This window comes from Terrimonas alba, from assembly GCF_042434975.1.
Lineage (GTDB): Bacteria > Bacteroidota > Bacteroidia > Chitinophagales > Chitinophagaceae > Terrimonas_B > Terrimonas_B alba.
Map to the genome: position 1 here is coordinate 60,693 of NZ_JBHMQM010000008.1, position 21,121 is coordinate 81,813.

Genomic DNA, 21,121 nt, shown 5'->3' on the forward strand with positions numbered 1-21,121 from the left:
GTTATCATGAACAATCACAGCGACTCTCTATTTTACCTTGTGGTAATTAAAATAAAAAGTGTCTTTGCCGTTGACTGCAGGCCCGATAATAAATGCCCTTATTGTTACGGAATCTACCACCGTGTAATTAACGTCAGTTGGAAAATCGTGTGCAGGGTTGCTAAATTGGACGCTTAAATTGGAGAGTTGAGTTGAAGTAAATTTTACGGCCTTTCCATCATTCTGATTTTTTACCCTGTTTTCAAATACCCAATTTTCGTTCTCTTTATAAACGATCCCTTCTTCATTATAACAGGTGTCCGTTCCTTTCACAGAAAATACTTTCGAGTTAAAGGTTCCATCCGGATTTTTTGTCCATTGTTCAAAAGATTTTCCATTTTCGTTTTCCCAGGTTCCGACCAGCTGATCAAATAGGACGGATGACGACGAAGCTGAAACATCCTTTTCGATTAGCGAACTTTCTCCGGCATTATTGCAGCCTGCAGCCAAAATAATTGCACACAACATCAGCCGCTTCCGGGAGAACAAAAATTGATAGGTATTCATCCGTTTGCTTTATCGTTTGTAAACAGGCAGCAATTTTTATTTGCAGAAATAAAACCTATAGTTTTCTGTCTGTTGTTTTATTTAATCCAGCCCACCTTTGCGGGTTGGCGATTTTTGTTCCGGCCATTTTCCTGGTTCTTTTGTTCGTTGATTAAATGGCAAAACGGCTTTTTCCCGGGAAGTCTTCGATGGGTCTTCACTGGCCATATAAGCCAAAATCGCTGTAAGTATTGCATTGTTGCGTACATCATCAAAAACGATTTTATCATACGTATCCCGGTTGGTATGCCAGGTATAAGAACCATACAGCCAACTATTGGAGCTTAGTGAAAATGCCGGAACACCTGCTGCTACAAAAGATGCATAATCAGAGCCGCCTCCACCGGGTGATCCGGGAAAACGGGTCTCGATTTGTTGACGAATCGTGTCCGGCACTTTTGCCAACCAGCGTCCAAGGTAGTCATACGAATGCAGAAATCCCTGCCCGGAAATATTTACAACCCTGCCCGTTCCATTATCCTGGTTAAACAAAACCTGGATATTTTTTACGATCTCCGGGTGATCCTCTACAAATGCCCTTGAGCCATTCAGCCCCTGTTCCTCGCTCCCCCAATGACCTACCAGGATGGTGCGTTTTGGATTGGGATATATTTTTTTAAGGATGCGCATTGCTTCCATCATCGTTAATGTGCCGGTTCCATTGTCAGTAGCGCCGGAGGCTCCATCCCATGAATCAAAGTGTGCAGAGAGCATCACGTACTCATCGGGTTTTTCAGCGCCTTTTATCTCTGCAATCGTATTGAAGGTGGGAACGACGCCCAATTCTTTTGAGTCGGTCCTTACGCTGATTTTTGGTTTACTCCCTGATTCGGTAAGCCGGTACAAAAGACCATAATCCTCGAGAGAAATATCAACTGTTGGAATTTTAGTTGTGTTGGCTCCAAAAATTTTGTTGACGCCAAATCCCGACGACCAGTTAGATGCGACAAGACCGGCTGCTCCGGCCTTTTCGAGTGCCAAAGCAAGTGTTTTGTTGGTCAGTCCTGTTTTGGAAATTCGTTTGCGCCAGGCATCTGTCATAACACTACGTTCCTTTTTCATTTTTTCTACTGATTCTTTGGTACCAAACTCTTCCCAGTTATAATCGGGCCTGCCTGTCGGCTGATTCATAGAGATCAGCACAAATTTTCCTTTTACTGAAGGCAGCCACTCCTGAAAGGCAACAGAGTCCGCTGCATCGGCCAGGATAATTGTTTCGGCGGTGATTGTTTTTCCTTTGGTGCCGGGGCTCCACGCTAATTGCATACCTTCCAATGTCTTCACCCGTGGATAGATCATATCTATATGGGATACGCCTCTTTCCCAGCCGCGCCATTCGCCCCATTTTTCGTTGTGGGCTGTTATTCCCCAGTCATTGTATTTGGCAATGGCCCATTCATGGGCCTGCTTCATTTGCGGTGTACCCACTAATCTCGGTCCTATGCCATCCATCAACTCATGTCCTAATTTTTCCAATTGAGAATTTTCCGTTGCTTCCTTTACAATGGCCTCAATAGTAACTGAGTCTTTATTTTGCGCTTTAACAATGCCTGTACTAAATGACAGGATGATAAGAAGTAAAAAGGCGAATTTCTTCATGTGCTGTTTTTTTGAATCTTGCAATTTTTATTTTGCCGAATTTAGATAATGATCAGTAAATAAACTTAGCAGGAATGATGATGCATAAGACCAGCGATAAATGTCAGGATGGAATAATAGAAAGATTGCGGCCCTTACATTGATCTGTTTAAAGAGCGCTATAAAAACTTTGGGATAAACTGGTTATATTAGGCAAATTTTTAAAGGGCAATTTGTGGCTACATTCAGGAGGACTTGTTTTTTATCTCTAATCATTTTACTAACTGTTTACAAAACCGGGGCACAGCTTTGCCAGGGCAGTTTGGGTGATCCGATCGTAAATGTTACGTTTGGATCGGGTTCCAATCCCGGGCCGGCTTTGGCAGCCGCTACTACTTCTTATCAATACATTTCGGGCGATTGTCCCAACGATGGATTTTATACCGTAAGAAATAATAGTACGTCCAATTGTTTTGGAAATACCTGGCATTCGTTGAGTAGCGATCACACCGGTAATGGAAACGGATATTTTATGTTGGTCAATGCATCTATTCAACCCAGCGCTTTTTATTTAGATACTGTTCGGGGATTATGCGGGGGCACCACTTATGAATTTGCCGCCTGGATCGTCAACGTATTGAAACCAACTTCTTGTAATAACGCTGGCATTCAGCCCAACCTTACGTTTTCAATTGAGCAAACTAACGGTACGGTATTACAAACTTATAATACCAATAATATTTCAGCGGCAGCCACACCGGTGTGGCAACAATTTGGTTTTTTCTTTACCACACCAATGAACGTATCTGACGTTGTGCTGCGAATATTCAATAACTCACAAGGCGGCTGTGGTAACGATCTTGCATTGGATGATATTACGTTCAGACCCTGCGGGCCTCAGCTTATTTCTTCGATTACAGGAAGCAATACGGATAAAGTGACTATTTGCCAGGGTGATACAAGATCCTTTATTTTTTCGTCTACTGTCTCGCAGGGATTTAACAATCCAACATTTCAATGGCAAAAAAGTAACGATGGTATAAATTGGACGGATATACCCGGAGCTATAACCACCAGTTTGACACAAGACTTTATTCCTGCACTTCAAACAGGCAACTATAGTTTTCGGATGGCTGCAGCGGAAGCAGGTAATTTGGGTTCTGTTCAATGCCGGGTCGTATCAAAGCCATTAAGTATACGGGTAGCAGAAAAACCTGTCATAAGCACTATCACCAATAGTCCTGTGTGTCAAAATACCATTTTGAATTTGACAGCCTCAGGCGGCAATAGCTATCAGTGGAATGGGGCAAATAATTTTGCTGCAAGCGGCGAAACGGTTTCGATTAACAATGTGCAGCCAGATCAAGCAGGGAAATATTATGTGCAGGTAACAAATGATGCAGGCTGTGCGCAAATTGATTCTGTAGATATTGTAGTCGATCCTGCACCTGCAGTAACGATTTCTCCGGAAGCTTTTATTTGTGAAGGTGATGATGTTCAGCTGGTTGCTGGTGGTGGAGCCGCTTATCTGTGGATACCGGGCACGGCACTATCATCCGATGTTATTGCTGACCCCGTCGCATCACCGGATACAACGGTGCAGTACAGTGTAATTGTTTCCAATAATTTTTCCTGTAAAGACACTGCTTCGGTTATCGTAAATGTTGTCACGAAGCCTGAGGCAAATGCCGGACCTGATCGCTGGATTATAAAAGGTACTTCAGCACAGCTTTCGGCTACAGCGTCGGGGCAAAATATCAGTTACTCCTGGACACCCGTAACCAATATCGATAATCCCCGGTCATTACAACCTGTCATCAATCCAACCCGTGATACTGTGTATGTACTAACTGTTGTCTCGGATGATGGCTGCGGGACGGCTACAGATTCAGTACAGATATTTGTTTATGATGATGTATTTGTGCCAACGGCATTTTCTCCGAACGGAGATGGTTTGAATGACACCTGGAATATTCCGGCTTTGGCCGCATATCCGGAATTTGAATTATCGGTATTCAACCGCCAGGGGCAAATTGTTTTTCAAAGTAAGAAAATGAATAGGGCCTGGAATGGGAAATTTAAAGGCGAGTTATTGCCGGTAGGAGTCTACGTGTATATGATAGATCTGAAAGCCGGAGGAGGAATATTAAAAGGAACGGTGACTCTGTTGAGATAACGACGTATCATTTACTGTTGTCAATGTTGCGCCCAACGAAATAACCTGCTGCGGCTCCTGCTACAAGTCCAATAATAATCCAAAGAATAGAACCTTCACTGCCGAAATAGCTTACAGCCAAACCGATAATTGCGCCAACAATCGCAAAAACGCCGGCCGCTTTGCTGGTTGCTGTTTTTACTATTGTTTCCTCCTTGTGTTTGTATTGCCGCAAATGTTCTTTGTGTTTTTTGCGGTGATGTGACCTGGCCATTTTTTTCTTTGAATTTACTAAATCCTATAGGATAAAAACGACTTATTTTCTTGTTTCAAATAAGAAACCCCGGTTTTTCCGGGGGTTTAAAAATTTACCTGGAGACCAGGGTTCGCAAACGCTCAATATTCTGCATGCTTTCGTGTTTGATGGCAATGTCCCTGGTAAAACCTGCTTTTTTAATCCTTGCTATTCCATCAATTCTTATCAACGCTTCTTTTTTCTTTAAAAGATCACGTTGGTTTTTAATGGCGCCGATCATGTCCAGTTTGATAACGGCTGGTACAATAAACTCTGACCTTTTTTTAACTTGTACTTTCTCGCCCAACTCAAACCGGCCAAGGTAAGTATTGTCAACATACACGTCGCCTCTTGCTTCGGAAAGCTGCACGCCAAAATCATTAGGATTATAGTAAATGAAGTCGATGCCCGCCATAGATTGTAATATCCCCAGCTCCAACATTTTGATGTCCCGGATATCCCGGTACTCGGGTTCCTTTACATTAGCAGTGCCACAAGACGATAATAATACGACAGCCAGTACAAGCGTAGAAATTATAGCTTTCATAATCTTTTATTTAGTTGAAATAAATTGTTTTTATGACTTCTGCTTTGATAAAAGGATTAGGCCAGTTTACGTTAAAAAGAGCAAATGAATAGTTTTTAACAGCCCGTTAATTTTTCCCGGATCGTTCAAGGGAAGGAATTAGCGCCACTTTTGATGTAGAAAACCATTCACTTTTAGTTACAATAAGTTTTAACAGTGGTTTATTAGACTGCCCTCCTGTATTGATTTATATGGCAGGAAGACAGGTGAATTTGTAAATCCCGTTTTCGGAATGATTTTTATGCATGTTTAATTGGACCTATTAACACATTTTAAAAATTGATTATGGAAATCAAAAGAACTGAAGCCACACTTAATCGTCCGGAAGGTGCCAGAGCAATTGATGCTTCGTATATTTTTACGGACATTGCTGCTACAATTAATCAACTCAAAGACGAAAAAGCCTGGGATAAAAACGACCGGAATGGGATAACGGTTTTTAAGTCAGGTAATATACGCATCGTCATTTCAGCCTTAAAAGCCGGGGCCTTTATCAAGGAAAATGAAGTAGAGGGCTATATGTCAATTCAAATGCTTCGCGGAAAGGCAGTGTTTACTGCCAGTGAGGGAGATGTACAGCTGAAAGAAAATCAGTTGGTAACCCTTCATCCTCATGTCATTCATTCCTTCAAAGCTGTCTCAGACTGTATCGTATTATTGAGCACCTATGTTAAATAAGCCGGGTATCTCAAAATTTTTCATAAGACGCCCGGCTTGTAGTTTTAGTCTTTCTGGCTTTCGCTTTCTGGATGGGGAACTTTCTTTTTTTGATAGTATCCCATGAGTTCTCCCTGTGCCAGTATGTGGTCATGCATGCTTTCCTGCAATTCCTCTTTGGTTGCGCCGGCCATAAGGTCGAGCTTTTTATCCAGTGCATATACTCTGAAAAAATAGCGATGCGCCCCGGAAGGAGGGCAAGGTCCGCCATAGCCGGTGTGTCCAAAACTATTGGTGCCGCTTATCCCCGGAACGCTTTCCTCGGTAATAGCTTCGGTCGGAGAAATATTCCATACCACCCAGTGATCGAATGTTTGCCGCGGTGCATCCGGATCTTCCATAATCAGCGCCAGGGTTTTGGTCCCTTCCGGGATATTGTCTACCTCAATCGGCGGATTGATGTTCTTCCCGTCACAGGTGTATTCCGGGGGAATGTGACCGTTGTGACTAAAGACGGTGCTGTATACTTTGAGTTTGTTTTCACTTGTCATAATTAAAATCTTTTAACAAAGAGCAACTCATAAAATATGCCAGTCAGTTTTGCGTTGTTTTTTTATTCCTGCCTTTAATCTTTTGAACAACCGATAGCAAAAAACAAGGGAGTTGTGTTAAAAATGTTGGAACTTTAATTGAGAGTTATTAGTGGCTTCATTGTAGCATTACCCTGGAAATAATGGACGGAGTAAGTTTTCAAGCCAAAGAGTCTTTCACCATGGTAAAAGCTATTATTATTGAGCAAAATGAACAGGCCTCGGCGCAATTAGCTGACGCCATCGGGAGTGTGGCTGTTGACGTAAACATAGTCGCTTCCTTCCACAATATTGATGCGGCGATAACCTACCTCCATACCAGGCCTGCTGTCGATATCGTTTTCTGTGCAGTCAAGGTGGATAATGAATTTTCATTCAAGATTTTTGACCAGACAAATGCTTGTACGCCAGTCATTTTTGTGACTGACGAGCCGGAACATATGCTTAAAGCTTTTGAGTATAATTGCCTGGCCTATTTATTAAAACCACTCGACCCGGACCGGCTTTACAAAGCCATTGCTAAGTACCGGATGCTATATACGCAGGAACAGGCAAATAATAGCTTGGCAAGCAATCAGGGGAGCGACAAGCCGGCAACACATGTACGTCATCGCATGTTGGTGAAAAAGGGTAAAGAAAATATTTCATTGCCCATGAGCGATATTGTTCTTTTTCATACAGAGCACAGGACCGTATATGCCATTGATAAAAGAGGCAGGGAGTACATCGTGGATAAAAACCTATGTGATATAGAGCTTGAGTTGGACAGGAGTAGTTTTTTTAGAGTCAACAGGCAATATATTGTCAATATCAATTTCATTCATGGGTATAAAACACACGAAAAAGTGAAGTTGGTAATTGAGTTGACCGTGCCCAGGTTAAATCATCATTTCCTGGTAGTAAGCCAGGAAATGGCCCCCCAATTCAGGGAATGGATGTACAATGCTTAACACGCAAAATCAGTTTAAGTAGAAAGTTTGTAAGAGATCATTACAAGGCCGCTGGGATATGTTTCGATTCCGGTTAAATTTAGCTTTTTTCGTTCCGTAATATTTTGAAATAAGGGTTTTCCGGCTCCCAAAACAATGGGATGAACAGCAAGCGACATTTCATCTACCATGTTATTGTTTATAAAAAATGTTACAAGCTCAGCTCCTCCAAACAACCAAATGTCTTTGCCCGGAAGGTTCTTTATCTTATTCACTTCCTCAAGAAAATTACCACTAACAATAACCCGATCTCCTTCTACTTTTTTTAATGTATTGGAGAAAACATATTCTTTTAGGGCGGGAAAACCTGGCGGGGCAGAGCCACCCATGGAAACTGCCAGCTCATAGCTTTTGCGGCCGATAAAAATGGCGTCTATTCGTTGAAAGAATGCTGACATTCCGTAGTCATTGTCTGTAAAACACCAATCAAATTCCCCCTTAGGCCCTTCGATATAGCCATCAAGACTTACAGCTAACTGCAGAATTACTTTGCGCATGCCATAAATATTATTTGTAATCTAATCATTGTTTGCTCACTACTCAACATACGCAGGCTGTTGATTGCTTGCACCGACCGGTTGCAGGGATAAAAAACTCCTTAAGTTGTTTTACGGTGGTTATAACTCCAGGCGTTCCAGCACCATCAGGGCTTCCTTCAGTTTGTTCCAGGCGGTTTGCCACTCTTCGCTGGCCTTAACTATTTTGAGATGCTCGTCCTGTTTCAATTCACCCTTGGATTTAAGATATTCTTCTAAATGCTTTAGAGATTCCCGGTTGAGTTCTTCCAGTTTTTGTTTGGTATCCATAAAAGTATTTTGAGCTATACAAACAATAATGAGACCTGTTTTCCGGGTCGCGATTGGGGTGATTTATTTTCTAAAAAGATCGGGGTAGAAGAATTGCCAGATAGCTATCAACCCAGCCAATATGAGAATCAAAAGGACAATCCATTCAAGATTTCTTACAATAAATGATTTTTTCCTTTCCGGCTCCATGCTCATAAGTTTCTGAGTGCTAATCAAAGATAGGATAGTGCCGTGTTTTTGTCTGATTTAATTTGAGACGACAGAACTTGCAAAATGAAATGAAAGCGGTAGGGTAGAACAGCCAGTTAAAAGACACAGTTTTAGAAAATCGATTGCAAAAAAGATTCGGTTAATTCTTACAAAACGCTTTTACCGAAAAGCTTGCAGCGGGGGTATCAAAAAATGTCGCTAATGCGCGGCGCCAAACATCATTCACCCGGCTCATGGAAATGATTTCCTGCAGGTACAAAGACCTCTTGCGATAATCAATATTTTCCATGATAAACCGGAGGAGTAATTTCCTGGAAGCTATGGAGGAAGTGTATGTATGCATCATAAGGTTGGTTTCAAAAAAAATCGTAAAAATTGTGCCAGCTTCCCGTCAAAAAATGGAAAGATATTAACAGGGGTGGATTATTGTTTCAACGGCTTTTTTACATGATTTCCGGCTGCACGGCGAATGAGCGAACAATGAATTATGACCTGGGATATCGTCGTTATGATTATTTATCTTAATTCACTCTGGCCTGGGCAACAGGTTGCTGAATAAAAAAGGAGTCATGTGGTAATGACTCCTTTTTTCAAACGATGACAACTTTCTTATCGTGCTACCAATAATTTCTGTTGGGCTTTAAACGAACCATCAGCAGCAAAGGCCTGGATGATATAAATTCCTGGTGTCAATTCGCGGAGGCTGATTTTTTCATTTTCATTCTTTAACCGCAGATTTTTGACCTCAGTTCCAAAATTATTGTAGATCCTCACTGACATTCCTGCCTTCATCATTTTTCTGAAAGAAATTTGTAAGTAATCACTTGCTGGGTTGGGTGTTATAGTGAAATCGGCCGCCAGCCCGTTGTTGTTTTTTATGCTTATAATTTTACTATAATTAACCTGGAAATTTATAGAGGTGATCTTTAAACGATAGTAAATTTTCCCGGCGTTTAGATGGTCTATTTGGTCAATAGCCTGGTAGTTTTTTTCAGCTGCGTTATTGCTAATGGCATTAATACTACCAATGGTTTGAAAAGATCGGTTATCAGTGCTGCGTTCCACTTCATATTTGAGAACATCTTTAGCAGTGGAGGTCCAGGTTACTAAAATATCTGAATTATTACTTCTTGCATTCAGCCGTAAATCCTCTGCCGCCAATATCATACACCGGCTCGAGTCTTTAATAAGGACAATAGTGTCAGCGGAATAGGGGGAACATCCGCTATGCAAAGTTTGGGTAACGATATAAGTACCCGGCATATTGGCTACGATGATTGTTCCCTCAGCTGGCGTTGTAACAATATTTCCATTTGTAGTTGACCAGTTATAAGTGGATGTTGAAAGAGGATTTACTACTGACAACTGTGAAAATCCGGGTCCGCTACCACAGAAAAGAGAAAGATTGCCGGCGACTACAGCTTCTTCCGGACGGGCTATGCTATAAGGGCCTACAAAGTCCTGCAGGGAAGATGTAAAAGAATTGGAGCTCCTGGTCTTTGCAAAAACTTTTCTAAAAGAAAGATTGCAACTACTACCCAGAATGGTATAAGGATCCAAACCGAGTTTTGTCATATTTACCGCGATCTCCATAAAGTCAGGGCTGGCGTAATTTGTAATAGATACATTGGTTACATCCACAAAGCCAAACGGACCTCCCCAGGTATTATTGGTGCACTGGTTGCCGCCATAAAAAATACCGCCGGTTTTGGGCTTGATACTCGCATATCCATATTGAGCTGATGTTCCATCTCCATCAAAGGCGCCGTTCCAGGAAAACGGTGCAGGTGTTAGTGACAGCGAGCTTTTGTCAATCCAAATGCGGGCTTCAAGCAGTTCCAGCCCTGCATTACTAAATTCAGCAGTGAAGATGACATCACCGGGTCTTGTTACATTACCCACTGCATCAAACTGCCAGGCCGTATGCCCGGCTTCTGCACCATAATTATAAAAACTGCTATCAGCTTTATTGAAAAAAATATCAGTCTGGTACAATTCAAAATCAAAATACCGGCTACCCGTACTCCCGTGTATTGATACACCTGCGAAAAACCATAATGAGTCTGTTAAAGATGGTCCATCTCTTCTTACATGGACCATTACGTCATTAATATCATTTTTGACAGGAATCGGTGTTGTTGCGCCACTCCAAACTGCAGGGCTTTCACCGTTTTTATTACTATTGACAAAGGCTGTAGAATCGTTTTTATTATGATCCCTTACATAAAGGGCATCATACAAAAATTTGCCGTTAACAGTGGAATACATGGGGTAGTTCATACCGCGGGTAAATGATTTTTTGCGCAACGTGGGATCAGCTATGTATTGGCTCATCATGGCTGCGGCACCGGTAGTATCAATAACAAACACACCTGTGCCAGGTGTGCCGTCATTAAACCAGTCATCATTGCCGGGAGAAAGAGAACCATTAAAAAAATTGGCTTTCAGATCAGCGTCAACCCCAAAATTTGCTTTGATAAACGGAGTTACAATTTGGGCCTTAGAAAAGCAGGCCATTAATAAAAATGCGGTAAAGGGTACAATTTTCTTCATAAGGTTAGGTATTTATACGGAATACTGTTCGTAAAAACCGTCTGCGAATCAGTATTAATCACAAAACAAGAAAAGAAAATCTACCAGTGCAAGTTTTTTACGATGAAAAATCCCTATACCAATTTCTTTTTAAACCGGGTTGGTGCATAGTTATTTGCGTGTCAGCCTTTTAATGCTTGTTGGTTCGGATAATTATTTTTTGACCGGGTGTTTTAGATAACGTGAGTTTATGGGAAAATTACTAAAGCTATTGCCTGTACCATTAAATTATTCAGGGGAAGATCTGAGCTTTTTGAAGAAATGATTACCAGGGCTTGGATATTTTTAGGTAGATGACCGGTTTATCCTATTGTAGTTTTACTGTAAACGGTGGGATTCGAAAAATGTCTGATCAAAAAATTGGAGAAGACTATAGGATTCATAGGAACGCTGTTGCGACAACATCAATTGAGTAATTAATTAATCTTGTCGCAACCCGAAATTGTTAAAGCTTAGCTACCGAGTTTTACGTTTACTGCCTGCAACCCTCTGGGACCTTTTTCTACTTCAAACAGGACGACACTATTTTCCTTTATTTCATCAATAGCTGAATTAACATGCACAAATATGCTTTCCATGGTTTGCTTGTCCTTAATAAATCCATATCCCTTTTCATTATTAAAAAAGGTGACAACACCTTTTCGCAGGGACTCGGCGGGATCTCTGTCTTTCAGCTTAGGCACGCCTATCTCAATATCTTCCGCATTAATTATAATCCTTTTGCTTGGATCTGGTGGAGTAGAAGTTAGATTGCCGTTTTCGTCAAGGTATGCCATCATCTCATCGAGGCTTTTTCCTTTTTTGGCATTTTCTTTTCTCTCCAATTTTTTTTCGGCTTTATTCTTTTTGTCTAATTGCTTTTTCTTTTCTCTTTCCTTTTTATTCCAGGATGTTGCCATAGTATTTTTTAAGTTTTTTAATTAAGTGAAAATTGATATCCGGTTGAAATTGGATTTTCAATACCTGTAACAAACAGCGTTTATATTCATGCCTGCACCCACCGATGCAAATAAAATGATATCGCCAGGTGCTAAACGATGAGAGTCCATTTCGTCCTTGCGTACCAGGTCAAATAAGGTAGGCACTGTTGCCACTGAACTGTTACCAAGCCAATGTATGCTCATCGGCATAATATCGTTTGGTAGTTTGTCGATACCATAAAGCTGGTACAATCTTTTTATGATCCCGTCATCCATCTTTTCATTTGCCTGGTGAATAAACACTTTTTTTAATTCATGGATCGGCACGCCACATTTATTCAAACAATCTTTCATTGCATCGGGTACGTATTTCATAGCATATTCATACACTTTACGCCCCTTCATTTTAATATACCGGATACGGGAATCACTATCGGGATAGTATGAAGTACCAAGGCTGATATAATCCAGTTCGTTTAACGAATGTGATTTTGCCGCTGCGCCAAGTATTCCTGCACCATTTACACCTGTTTCCTTGTATTCCACAACAGCGGCACCTGCCCCGTCACTGAAGATCATGCTGTCCCTGTCATACATGTCTATTACTCTCGACAAAGTTTCTGTTCCGATGACCAAAGCTTTTTTAGCAATGCCAGCTTTAAAAAAAGCGTCAGCTTGTATTAAACCCTGCACCCAACCGGGACAACCAAATAAGATATCATAAGCAATGCAATCCGGATTCTGTATCCCCAGTAAATGCTTTATATGATTTGCTAAAGATGGTACAGCGTCGGTTTGTACAGTATCCTTAATTACATTGCCAAAGTTGTGTGCAACAATTATTTGGTCAATTGTTTCAGGGTCTGTTGCACTATCAGCAAGCGCCGCTTTGGCTGCGAGGCTTCCTATATCTGAAGCATTTAAGTCGTCCGTTGTATAGCGTCTTTCCTCGATACCAGTGATTTGCCTGAATTTTTCGATTACCTCAGCAGGCGGCGTATTTAACGGCTGCCGGTTTTCGGTGTAAAAAAGGTGGCTGGCAAAATCAAGATTCGATTGGATATGTGGTGGAATATAAGAACCAGTTCCGGTAATAACAGATCGAAACATACTCAACACTTGATTTTATGTCACAAAAATATGAGCCGGCAGCAATCTCTGCTACTGGCGCCGGCTTTGTTTTACTTCGATTCGCTTTCTGACAGCCGGGTAAATGAAGCTCCATTGAACAAACGGGCCAGGTTCATATCCTTTGTTTGTTTCCACTGAGCAAGATTTTGATTATTTATAATCCGCCAGAAATTTTTTGATTTCAGCTCATCATAATCAACAGCGTGAATGAATAAGCCGGTCACAGTGTGCCGGTCTTTGAAGTGAATGTTAACCGATTCACCTTTTTTAATCTTGTTTGCTACAAATTTTTCAATCAATTCAACTGTCATCAACGTATGTATTTAATTAAAGAATATAAAACAAAAAAATCTACATCATGCTTAGTTTACAACCCATCCCCCGGCTTATTACCGACTGAAAATCTTAATGGCAGGATTGAGTTTGGGCACTGGTGTATTTGAGAAGAATGCAGGTGTAAAAGAATAATACGAGGTGGCAGGAAGCTATTGTTCGCTTACAAGAGCCATAAAACTCAAATTTTAGGTGCAAAGATAGGCTTAATTGGGCAAGTTGCAGCTCTCTTTTTAAGTGCAAGGTTCAATTACCCGGGAGTTATGGCAATCAGGCTACCACACATGCCCGGTAGATGCCGGTTTCCGTATCCGGTAAATGTTTAAGCATTTGCTCCAATTCTTCGGCGTGTATGGCTGGTACAATAAATTCCATGATATGGCTGTAAAGACAGCTTTCATAGTAGGCTTTGTAAATATTGAGATGGAGGTATAAGGGAAGTCGGCGATAATGATCAAGGCCTGTGTCGTAGATATTTATGCAGGCAATCAACCGGACTTCTTCTTTTGTTTGCTTGTATCCTTTTTTTAACTCAAGCGGAAGGTAACCGCCGGCATTGATCACCTTTACGGCATGTTCGGGAAAGAACTCGGAAGTTCTTCCCTTCATGAAACTAAAATAAAAATTGTTCTCGTCGCATTCATGTTGTGAAATATAGCGAAACCGGGTTATTGTTTTTGCCATTTTCTCCTGTAGCGCCGGCCTGAATTGCTCAACGACGAGTTTTTGAGCAAAATATTTCCATTTCGGTATAAACTCCGCTGCATCAAGATTGGTGACGAAGCAAACAAACTGTACAATAGTATCATTGTTCATTCTTGCCGTTGGTGAAATTGGGGAAAAATATACCGGTTATATTCACAGCGGGTGCTACCGTCGTCAATTTACCGGCAAAAGAAAAGGAGATTTATAACTCTTCTTTTGCCGGCTTGTGGTTGGTTACCATCTTTTATTATCTGGCCTTGAACTTTTTTCTCTTGCGACAGAAACACTCATCGCCCTGCCATCGATTTCTTTATTATCAAGAGCTTTGATAGCACTATTTGCGTGGGTGTCTGATGGCATTTCGACAAAGCCAAAACCACGACTGCGGCCGGTTTCCCTGTCTGTAATGACTTTTGCTGAAGAAACTTCACCAAATTGACTAAATAATTTTTTCAAGTCTGCATCTGATGTAGTAAAACTCAGGTTTGAAACGTACATGTTCATAAAACAATAATTTAATAATACAATAAATTGAATGTGAAAAAGGACTACAGCAAAAAGTAGTGAGGAGAATAACTATTACTAAAGCGGAAGAGTAAAAATTGAAACTGATCAGGACTGAATGTTGGAAGAACTTTTTATCACGAAATGAAGATAGGCTTTAAATCCGGGAATGGGATAATTAATTTTTTCAGCGAAATACAAATGCAGCAAGTTTATAAAAGACAGGTTAATAAATACAGCCCGATTTTTAATCGGAGCTTATCTGAAGATACTTTAGATAAATTGACGGCTCCTGTCAGGAATTTAACTCATCCGTCTTTTCATTAACTTTCCTGTAATAAAATATTTTAATAAATGAAGAAGGGCATTATAAAAATCCTGGCAGGCTTATCAATTCTTTTTGGTACGTTATCTTCTTTTGCACAATCATATAGTCTTTTCAATGGAAAGGATCTAATCGGCTGGCATATTGATGTTCCCGAAATGGATACTAATGCTGCAGCTATTAATCCTTTCATCATTCGGAATGGATTGCTGGTAAGCCTCGGTACACCACAAGGTCACCTGATTACCGATTCAGTGTATCAAAATTTCCGATTGGAAGTAGAATATCGTTTTGCTGCCAAGCCCGGAAACTGTGGTGTGCTGGTGTTTGCATCTACACCAAGGGTTCTTTATAAGATGTTTCCTAAATCAATAGAGGTACAACTGATGCATAAAAATGCAGGTGATTTCTGGTGCATTGGGGAAGACATTACCGTGCCTGATATGGAAACCCGCCGTGGACCAAAAGCTGGCTGGGGCGTTACCGAAGGCAAAGAACGGCGGGTTAAAAATCTTACAGATAGTTCTGAAAATCCACTGGGAGAATGGAACAGCATGACCGTTGAGTGCGTTGGCAACTCTATTAAAGTTTGGGTTAATAAAGACCTGGTAAATTATGGTTTTAATGCTACTGCCAGTAAAGGCAATATTGCCTTGCAGGCCGAAGGTTCAGAAGTGGAATTTCGTAAGGTGATGTTAACACCGATAACAAAGCTTAGCGGTAAAAGCTTCTAATTCTTTGAGTCTTCGTCATAATAAATTGCCATTCTACTTAGTTTCAAAAATCTACTATACAAATCAGGAAACTCAAAAACAACGAATATTCGAACTCGTGGTTAAATTTTCTTATTCTCCATGTGGGAAAATGAAGAATAAACCGTTATTTTCCAAGAACTATGATGCCATGAAAACGGAACGTACAAGGGAGTGACACAACAGGTGATGCCATGAAATACAGGTGCTGGTAAAACAATCCTTCGTCAAGATCAGGATTCTTCTCCCCATTTTTACCAATCCCTTGTGAATAAATGCTTGTTAGCTAAAACCTGTTTTACTCCTCTTTACCTTAAATTCGCCGCTACTAAAAACCTGAAAACAGTGAGATTAAAGAGCTTAGAAATCAAGGGATTTAAAAGTTTCGCCGATAAAACGATTGTCAACTTTGACGAAAATATCACGGGCATCGTAGGACCGAACGGTTGCGGTAAGTCCAATATCGTGGATAGCATCCGCTGGGTGATAGGGGAGCAAAAGATCAGCCAGTTGCGAAGCGAGAACCTCGATAGCCTGGTATTCAATGGCTCCAAGAGCCGCTCTGCAAGTGGGCTGGCCGAGGTGAGCCTGACATTCGAAAACACCAAAAACCTGTTGCCAACAGAGTTCAATACTGTAACAGTTACCCGTAAGTTCTACAAAAGCGGCGAGAGTGAATACCGCCTGAATGATGTGCAATGCCGGCTAAAGGATATCCAAAATCTTTTTATGGATACCGGGGTCAGCACCGATAGCTATGCCATCATAGCCCTTGATATGGTGGACGACCTGATCAAAGACAAAGACAACAGCCGCCGCCGCATGCTGGAACAAGCAGCGGGAATTTCCATTTATAAAACGAGGAAGAAAGAAGCAAAGCAAAAGCTGGATGCTACCGAAATGGACCTGGCCCGTATCGAGGACCTTTTGTTTGAGATCAACAACCAGTTAAAATCACTGGAAAGCCAGGCGAAAAAGGCGGAAAAGTATCATGAGATCAAAAAAGATTACCGCGAAGTAAGCATCGAATTGGCAAAGGCGGCGCTGGAAGGCTTTAATCTCACTTATAAAGAACTGAATGAGCAACAGGAAATAGAAACAGATAAGAAAGTAAGACTGGAGGCTGAAGTAGCTACCGAAGAAGCTGCATTGGAGCAGGAAAAACTGGCTTTTATTGAAAAAGAAAGAGCCCTGCAAAGTATGCAGCATGTGTTTAACGAATTGGTGCAAACTGTGCGGACTAAAGAAAATGAAAAGAATCTTTCTGCGCAGCGTCTCGAGTATTTAAAAGAAAGAGAAGGGAGCCTCAAAGAGTTTTTGCAAAAGGCCGAGGGACAGTTAAAGGGCATCGATGAAAGCATTGCGTTTACAAGCCTGCAGGTAGAAGAGGAGGAAAAGTCGCTGACCGGTTTAACGGAGCGATTAGCTCAACTGCGGGAAGAAGCGGATACCAAGAGAAATGTAGTGGATGAACGAAGAGCAGCTGTAGATTCTTTCCGTACATCTTATCAGCAAATCCAGCGCAACCAGTTTGATGCAGAGAAAAAGGTGGCGGTAGCAGATACGTCTGTTCAAAACCTGCAAAGAGCTATCACCCAAATAGAAGAAGAAAGAGCTCAACGTGATGACCAACGTCATCGCCTTGACCAGGAGAGAATGCTGCATGAAAAAGAGCTGGAGATAAAAAAAGTAGATCTTGAGCAGTTGCAACAGCACAATGAAAATACTAAGGAGCAAATATTACAAACGCAATCTATACTTGATTCACTTCGCAATGAGCTGGCGGAGGAAACAAGAAAGCTGGATGCGAAGAAGAATGAACATGACCTGCTTAAGAGCATGATTGACTCAATGGAGGGTTATCCGGACAGTGTGAAGTTCCTGCATAATAATAGTAATTGGAACCATGAATCGCCGATACTGTCTGATGTGTTGTATGTGAAAGAGGAATATAGAACCGCCTTGGAAAATGTATTGGAGCCCTACCTCAGCTATTATGTAGTAAATAATTTGCAGGAAGGCCTGCAGGCTGTACACCTGTTGGATGAAAACAAAAAAGGAAAGGCCAATTTCTTCCTGCTGGATAAAGTAGCCGCTAATGATTCGGCTACGGCTGATGGACATCAACTGGAAGGTGGTATTCCTGCTATGAGTGTGATAGAAGTAGATGATAAATACAGGAAACTGGCTGAACATTTATTAGGTAATGTGTTTATCGCCGATAATGAAGATGCTTTGGAAAACAGCAATGGTTTTGTGATCATTGAAAAAGGTGGCAAGTATGTAAAGGGAAAATATTCACTGACCGGTGGTAGTGTTGGTTTGATTGAAGGAAAGAAAATCGGTCGTGCCAAAAACCTCGAAAAATTACAGGATGAGATCGCAGCACAGGATGCCGTGGTAGAGTCACTGCGCGGCGATATCCAGTCGAGACATAATGAGGTAATTGCCTTTAACGAAGACTTGCGTGAATCAGCTATCCGTGAAACAGAGAAAGAAATACAGCACCTGACCAACCAGGTTTTTGCGCTGCATAATAAATTGGAAAATCTGCATTCATTGCAAGCCAGTAGTCAAAACCGTTGGGAAGAGTTGACCCAGCAAATGGAGCAGACACAGCTTTCCGTAGAAAGTGTCCGCTTCCAATTGGCAGAATTGAATGAAGAATTACAAGCCAATTCTTCCAGGCTGGCAGAAGCTGATGAGGCTTTTAAATCAGTAGAGGCAGAGTATAGTGAAGCAACCCGCCAGTACAACGAGTTTAACCTGAATGTGACCAGGCAGCAAAGCAAGATCAACGCATTAAAACAGGAGTTGACTTTTAAAAGCAACCAATTGAATGATCTGAAGCTACAAATTGAAAACAATACGACCCAGTTAGCTGATACAGGCAGCAATATTGGCCAGTCGGAAGAATCGTTGAAGGCAATTGAAGAAGGATTGATTGAGCTGATGCGCCGGAAAGAAGAGGAAGAAAGAGCATTGAACGAAGCCGACCAGGCCTATTATAATTTACGCAACCAATTAAGTGAAAAAGAAAGCGAGTTGCGCCATAAGGTAAAAGACAAAGAACAGATTGAACATTTGCTGGCGGCAATTAAAGACAAGTTGAATGAGTTGAAATTGCAGTTAGCAGGAACAAAGGAGAGGTTGAATGTGGAGTTCCGTATTCAACTGGAAGATATTCTTGACCAGGAACGAAACACAGAGACAACGGTTGAGGAATTGCAGGAGAAAGCCGACCGGATGAAAAAGCGTTTGGAAAACCTGGGTGAAGTAAACCCAACGGCAATCGAAGCCTTTACTGAAATGAAGAAGCGCTATGAGTTTATTGTAGAACAGAAAAATGACCTTGTAACTGCGAAGGAAAGTTTGTTGAAAACAATTGAAGAAGTTGAGGCAACCGCCAACCAAAAATTCCTCGAAACATTTACAACGGTAAAGGAAAATTTCATCAAGGTCTTTAAAACACTATTTACTGAAGACGATCAGTGTGACCTGGTACTCGAAAACCCTGAGAATTTAGCGGAAACCGGTATCGACGTAATAGCGAGACCTAAGGGGAAACGTCCTACCTCGTTGACCCAGTTGAGTGGAGGAGAAAGAACATTGACTGCAACGGCACTCTTGTTTGCCATTTACCTGATCAAACCGGCACCGTTCTGTATTTTGGATGAGGTGGATGCGCCGCTGGATGATGCCAATGTAAGCAAGTTTACCAACATGATCCGCCAGTTCAGTGATAACTCACAATTCATCATCGTAACCCACAATAAAATGACGATGAGTACCGTGGATGTAATCTATGGAGTGACAATGCAGGAACCGGGAGTAAGTAAACTGGTAAGTGTCGATTTCAGAAATTTGAACCAGAGCCAGAATTAGTGAGTGGTGACAATTGAGAGGTGAATAAATTTTATAAATTAGTAAGTCCTGTTTTTTACAGGACTTTTTTCATTCTACTGTTTTCTCACAAGTCTTTTAAATAAATATGAAATTGAAATAAATTGATGACTTATAGGTAAAAATTATTTCATGAAAACAGGTTCTTTTCCGCAAGTAAAAAGCATTGTTCAACTCTATGAGCTCATTCCGGAGCATGAGAGAATAATTGTTGATGTGCTAAGGCAAATTGTGAGTGAATTGCTGCCTGCTTATTGCAAAGAAAAAATAGCTTATAATGTTCCTTTTTTCTACGGCAACAGAAGCATTTGTATTATCTGGCCGGCAAGCATTCTAAGAGGAGGAATAAAAGAAGGGGTGTTATTAGGATTTTGGTATGGCAACAGGTTGAATGATGACGATCATTATCTTGAGCATGGTACAAACAAACAGGTTTTTTATAAGATATTTAAATCTGTAGAGGAAATTGATGAAAAGCCTATTGCTAAAATATTAGCGGAAGCTGCGGCCCTGGATAAAACTTTTGCAGCTAAGAAAAAATAACCATTCATTTTGGTTTTTCGTATATAAACCTGACCATCGCATTTTTTTTATTGTCTGAAGTCAGGTAAACCTGGTATCTTTTTTCATTGGCATCGACGATCATCAGCGCTGTATTTGGCGGGATAGCGCCTAAATTTTCTCCCACCATCACCATTTCCTGCCGTTGTTTGCTCAATTCAATTTTTACATAGATCGTTATAGGTTTTGTCGCCAGCACCTGTCTTGAAACAACTGCCACATCATTAACATAGACTGAAATTGTATCTCCATCGATGACACCATTATCATAAAAATCAAGCCGCAGGGTTCCGGTGTCGCATTTGATTTCTTTTACGAGGTCTAATTTTCTTTCGATCAATACAGGGGGTACCTCTGGTTTGAAAGCTGATTTTTGAATACGGGTAAGCACAATGGTACCAGATGGGCAAATGCTCTTACCATCCATGGTTTTACCTGTCCACGATCCTCTCAACTGTTCTTCTTTTCCATCCGTATGATAGGTAAGGGTATATTTTTTTATGCAGGGAATACAATCAGCCGGGATGCGAAATACAGATACTTTTTGTTCGTCAATGCTTAATGACCTGCCTACTGAATCAAACAAACCTTCAAACTCTTCTTTAACGTAGTTGGTGGTGTCGGAGTAGTGATAGGAATTGCCTCGTATTCTATTGCCTTCTATTTGTAATTGAAATTCGATGTTATAAACAGGGAAGCAGCCACCGGGTTCCATTACCAGCATGCCTTTCCAAAAGCCATTTATCTGTTGTGATAAAACGGAACCGAAAGAGCTGGTGAAAAAGATAATTATTAACAGGTAACGTCGCATCGAAAATGAAAATAAATGAAAAACCGGAAGGTGAAATAAAATTTACAGAAACGGCAGACAGAGGCCTGAAGCACAAGATGATAAAGGTCAACGAGTCACAATACTAAGTTTTACTTCTGAAACAAAATTCTGA

21 protein-coding genes are annotated in these 21,121 nt (G+C 41.1%); 6 read left to right on the forward strand and 15 right to left on the reverse strand.

Annotated features, from left to right (window positions below; genetic code table 11):
• Positions 1–27: 27 nt before the first annotated feature.
• Positions 28–546 (reverse strand): DUF6265 family protein, encoded by a 519-nt coding sequence (locus tag ACFEL9_RS21430; RefSeq protein ID WP_385894441.1) that lies wholly within the window; start codon positions 544–546, stop codon positions 28–30.
• Between the two features lie 81 nt (positions 547–627).
• On the reverse strand, positions 628–2,184 hold the full coding sequence (locus ACFEL9_RS21435; RefSeq protein WP_385894443.1) for a M20/M25/M40 family metallo-hydrolase: 1,557 nt from the start codon (positions 2,182–2,184) through the stop codon (positions 628–630).
• A 214-nt stretch (positions 2,185–2,398) separates the two neighbouring features.
• Here ACFEL9_RS21435 and ACFEL9_RS21440 point away from each other — a divergent pair, with 214 nt between their 5' ends.
• Complete coding sequence (locus tag ACFEL9_RS21440; protein WP_385894445.1) at positions 2,399–4,339, forward strand: T9SS type B sorting domain-containing protein; 1,941 nt, start codon at positions 2,399–2,401, stop codon at positions 4,337–4,339.
• 7 nt (positions 4,340–4,346) lie between these two features.
• Here ACFEL9_RS21440 and ACFEL9_RS21445 read toward each other — a convergent pair whose 3' ends face one another.
• Positions 4,347–4,592: a hypothetical protein gene (locus ACFEL9_RS21445; protein ID WP_385894447.1), complete on the reverse strand. Its 246-nt coding sequence runs from the start codon at positions 4,590–4,592 to the stop codon at positions 4,347–4,349.
• A gap of 94 nt (positions 4,593–4,686) precedes the next feature.
• A complete protein-coding gene (locus ACFEL9_RS21450; protein WP_385894448.1) occupies positions 4,687–5,160 on the reverse strand; it encodes an LEA/WHy family protein in 474 nt (157 codons plus the stop codon).
• Positions 5,161–5,484: 324 nt separating this feature from the next.
• On the opposite strand from ACFEL9_RS21450, the gene ACFEL9_RS21455 reads away from it, so the two are divergent.
• Complete coding sequence (locus tag ACFEL9_RS21455; RefSeq protein WP_385894450.1) at positions 5,485–5,877, forward strand: AraC family ligand binding domain-containing protein; 393 nt, start codon at positions 5,485–5,487, stop codon at positions 5,875–5,877.
• Positions 5,878–5,921: 44 nt separating this feature from the next.
• Here ACFEL9_RS21455 and ACFEL9_RS21460 read toward each other — a convergent pair whose 3' ends face one another.
• Entirely contained in the window at positions 5,922–6,407 is a 486-nt protein-coding gene (locus ACFEL9_RS21460) for a YbhB/YbcL family Raf kinase inhibitor-like protein (protein ID WP_385894452.1), read from the reverse strand.
• Between the two features lie 182 nt (positions 6,408–6,589).
• Here ACFEL9_RS21460 and ACFEL9_RS21465 point away from each other — a divergent pair, with 182 nt between their 5' ends.
• Positions 6,590–7,396: a LytR/AlgR family response regulator transcription factor gene (locus ACFEL9_RS21465; protein WP_385894454.1), complete on the forward strand. Its 807-nt coding sequence runs from the start codon at positions 6,590–6,592 to the stop codon at positions 7,394–7,396.
• Positions 7,397–7,410: 14 nt separating this feature from the next.
• On the opposite strand, the gene ACFEL9_RS21470 is transcribed toward ACFEL9_RS21465, so the two are convergent.
• The 9 genes from ACFEL9_RS21470 to rbp all read right to left on the reverse strand — a co-directional run bounded on the left by ACFEL9_RS21470 (position 7,411) and on the right by rbp (position 14,636).
• A complete protein-coding gene (locus ACFEL9_RS21470) occupies positions 7,411–7,932 on the reverse strand; it encodes a dihydrofolate reductase family protein (protein ID WP_385894455.1) in 522 nt (173 codons plus the stop codon).
• Between the two features lie 120 nt (positions 7,933–8,052).
• On the reverse strand, positions 8,053–8,241 hold the full coding sequence (locus ACFEL9_RS21475) for a hypothetical protein (protein WP_276502296.1): 189 nt from the start codon (positions 8,239–8,241) through the stop codon (positions 8,053–8,055).
• A 349-nt stretch (positions 8,242–8,590) separates the two neighbouring features.
• Positions 8,591–8,797, reverse strand: a complete 207-nt coding sequence (locus tag ACFEL9_RS21480) for a hypothetical protein (RefSeq protein ID WP_385894457.1) — start codon at positions 8,795–8,797, stop codon at positions 8,591–8,593.
• 263 nt (positions 8,798–9,060) lie between these two features.
• A complete protein-coding gene (locus ACFEL9_RS21485) occupies positions 9,061–11,004 on the reverse strand; it encodes a T9SS type A sorting domain-containing protein (RefSeq protein ID WP_385894459.1) in 1,944 nt (647 codons plus the stop codon).
• A 491-nt stretch (positions 11,005–11,495) separates the two neighbouring features.
• Positions 11,496–11,942: a cold-shock protein gene (locus ACFEL9_RS21490; protein WP_385894461.1), complete on the reverse strand. Its 447-nt coding sequence runs from the start codon at positions 11,940–11,942 to the stop codon at positions 11,496–11,498.
• Positions 11,943–11,999: 57 nt separating this feature from the next.
• Complete coding sequence (locus ACFEL9_RS21495; RefSeq protein ID WP_385894463.1) at positions 12,000–13,073, reverse strand: 3-oxoacyl-ACP synthase III family protein; 1,074 nt, start codon at positions 13,071–13,073, stop codon at positions 12,000–12,002.
• Between the two features lie 71 nt (positions 13,074–13,144).
• Positions 13,145–13,405, reverse strand: coding sequence for a short-chain dehydrogenase (locus ACFEL9_RS21500; RefSeq protein WP_276502291.1), 261 nt, complete (start codon positions 13,403–13,405; stop codon positions 13,145–13,147).
• 292 nt (positions 13,406–13,697) lie between these two features.
• The gene (locus ACFEL9_RS21505; RefSeq protein ID WP_385894465.1) at positions 13,698–14,243 is read right to left on the reverse strand and encodes a hypothetical protein; all 546 of its coding nucleotides are present in this window, start codon (positions 14,241–14,243) and stop codon (positions 13,698–13,700) included.
• A 123-nt stretch (positions 14,244–14,366) separates the two neighbouring features.
• Positions 14,367–14,636 (reverse strand): RNA-binding regulator, encoded by a 270-nt coding sequence (gene rbp, locus ACFEL9_RS21510; RefSeq protein ID WP_385894467.1) that lies wholly within the window; start codon positions 14,634–14,636, stop codon positions 14,367–14,369.
• Between the two features lie 354 nt (positions 14,637–14,990).
• On the opposite strand from rbp, the gene ACFEL9_RS21515 reads away from it, so the two are divergent.
• From ACFEL9_RS21515 to ACFEL9_RS21525, 3 genes are all read left to right on the forward strand, one after another.
• Positions 14,991–15,695, forward strand: a complete 705-nt coding sequence (locus tag ACFEL9_RS21515; protein ID WP_385894469.1) for a 3-keto-disaccharide hydrolase — start codon at positions 14,991–14,993, stop codon at positions 15,693–15,695.
• 363 nt (positions 15,696–16,058) lie between these two features.
• Positions 16,059–19,598: a chromosome segregation protein SMC gene (smc, locus tag ACFEL9_RS21520; protein ID WP_385894471.1), complete on the forward strand. Its 3,540-nt coding sequence runs from the start codon at positions 16,059–16,061 to the stop codon at positions 19,596–19,598.
• Positions 19,599–19,748: 150 nt separating this feature from the next.
• A complete protein-coding gene (locus tag ACFEL9_RS21525; protein ID WP_385894473.1) occupies positions 19,749–20,159 on the forward strand; it encodes a DUF1801 domain-containing protein in 411 nt (136 codons plus the stop codon).
• Between the two features lie 4 nt (positions 20,160–20,163).
• On the opposite strand, the gene ACFEL9_RS21530 is transcribed toward ACFEL9_RS21525, so the two are convergent.
• On the reverse strand, positions 20,164–20,988 hold the full coding sequence (locus ACFEL9_RS21530; RefSeq protein ID WP_385894475.1) for a hypothetical protein: 825 nt from the start codon (positions 20,986–20,988) through the stop codon (positions 20,164–20,166).
• Positions 20,989–21,121: the final 133 nt, after the last annotated feature.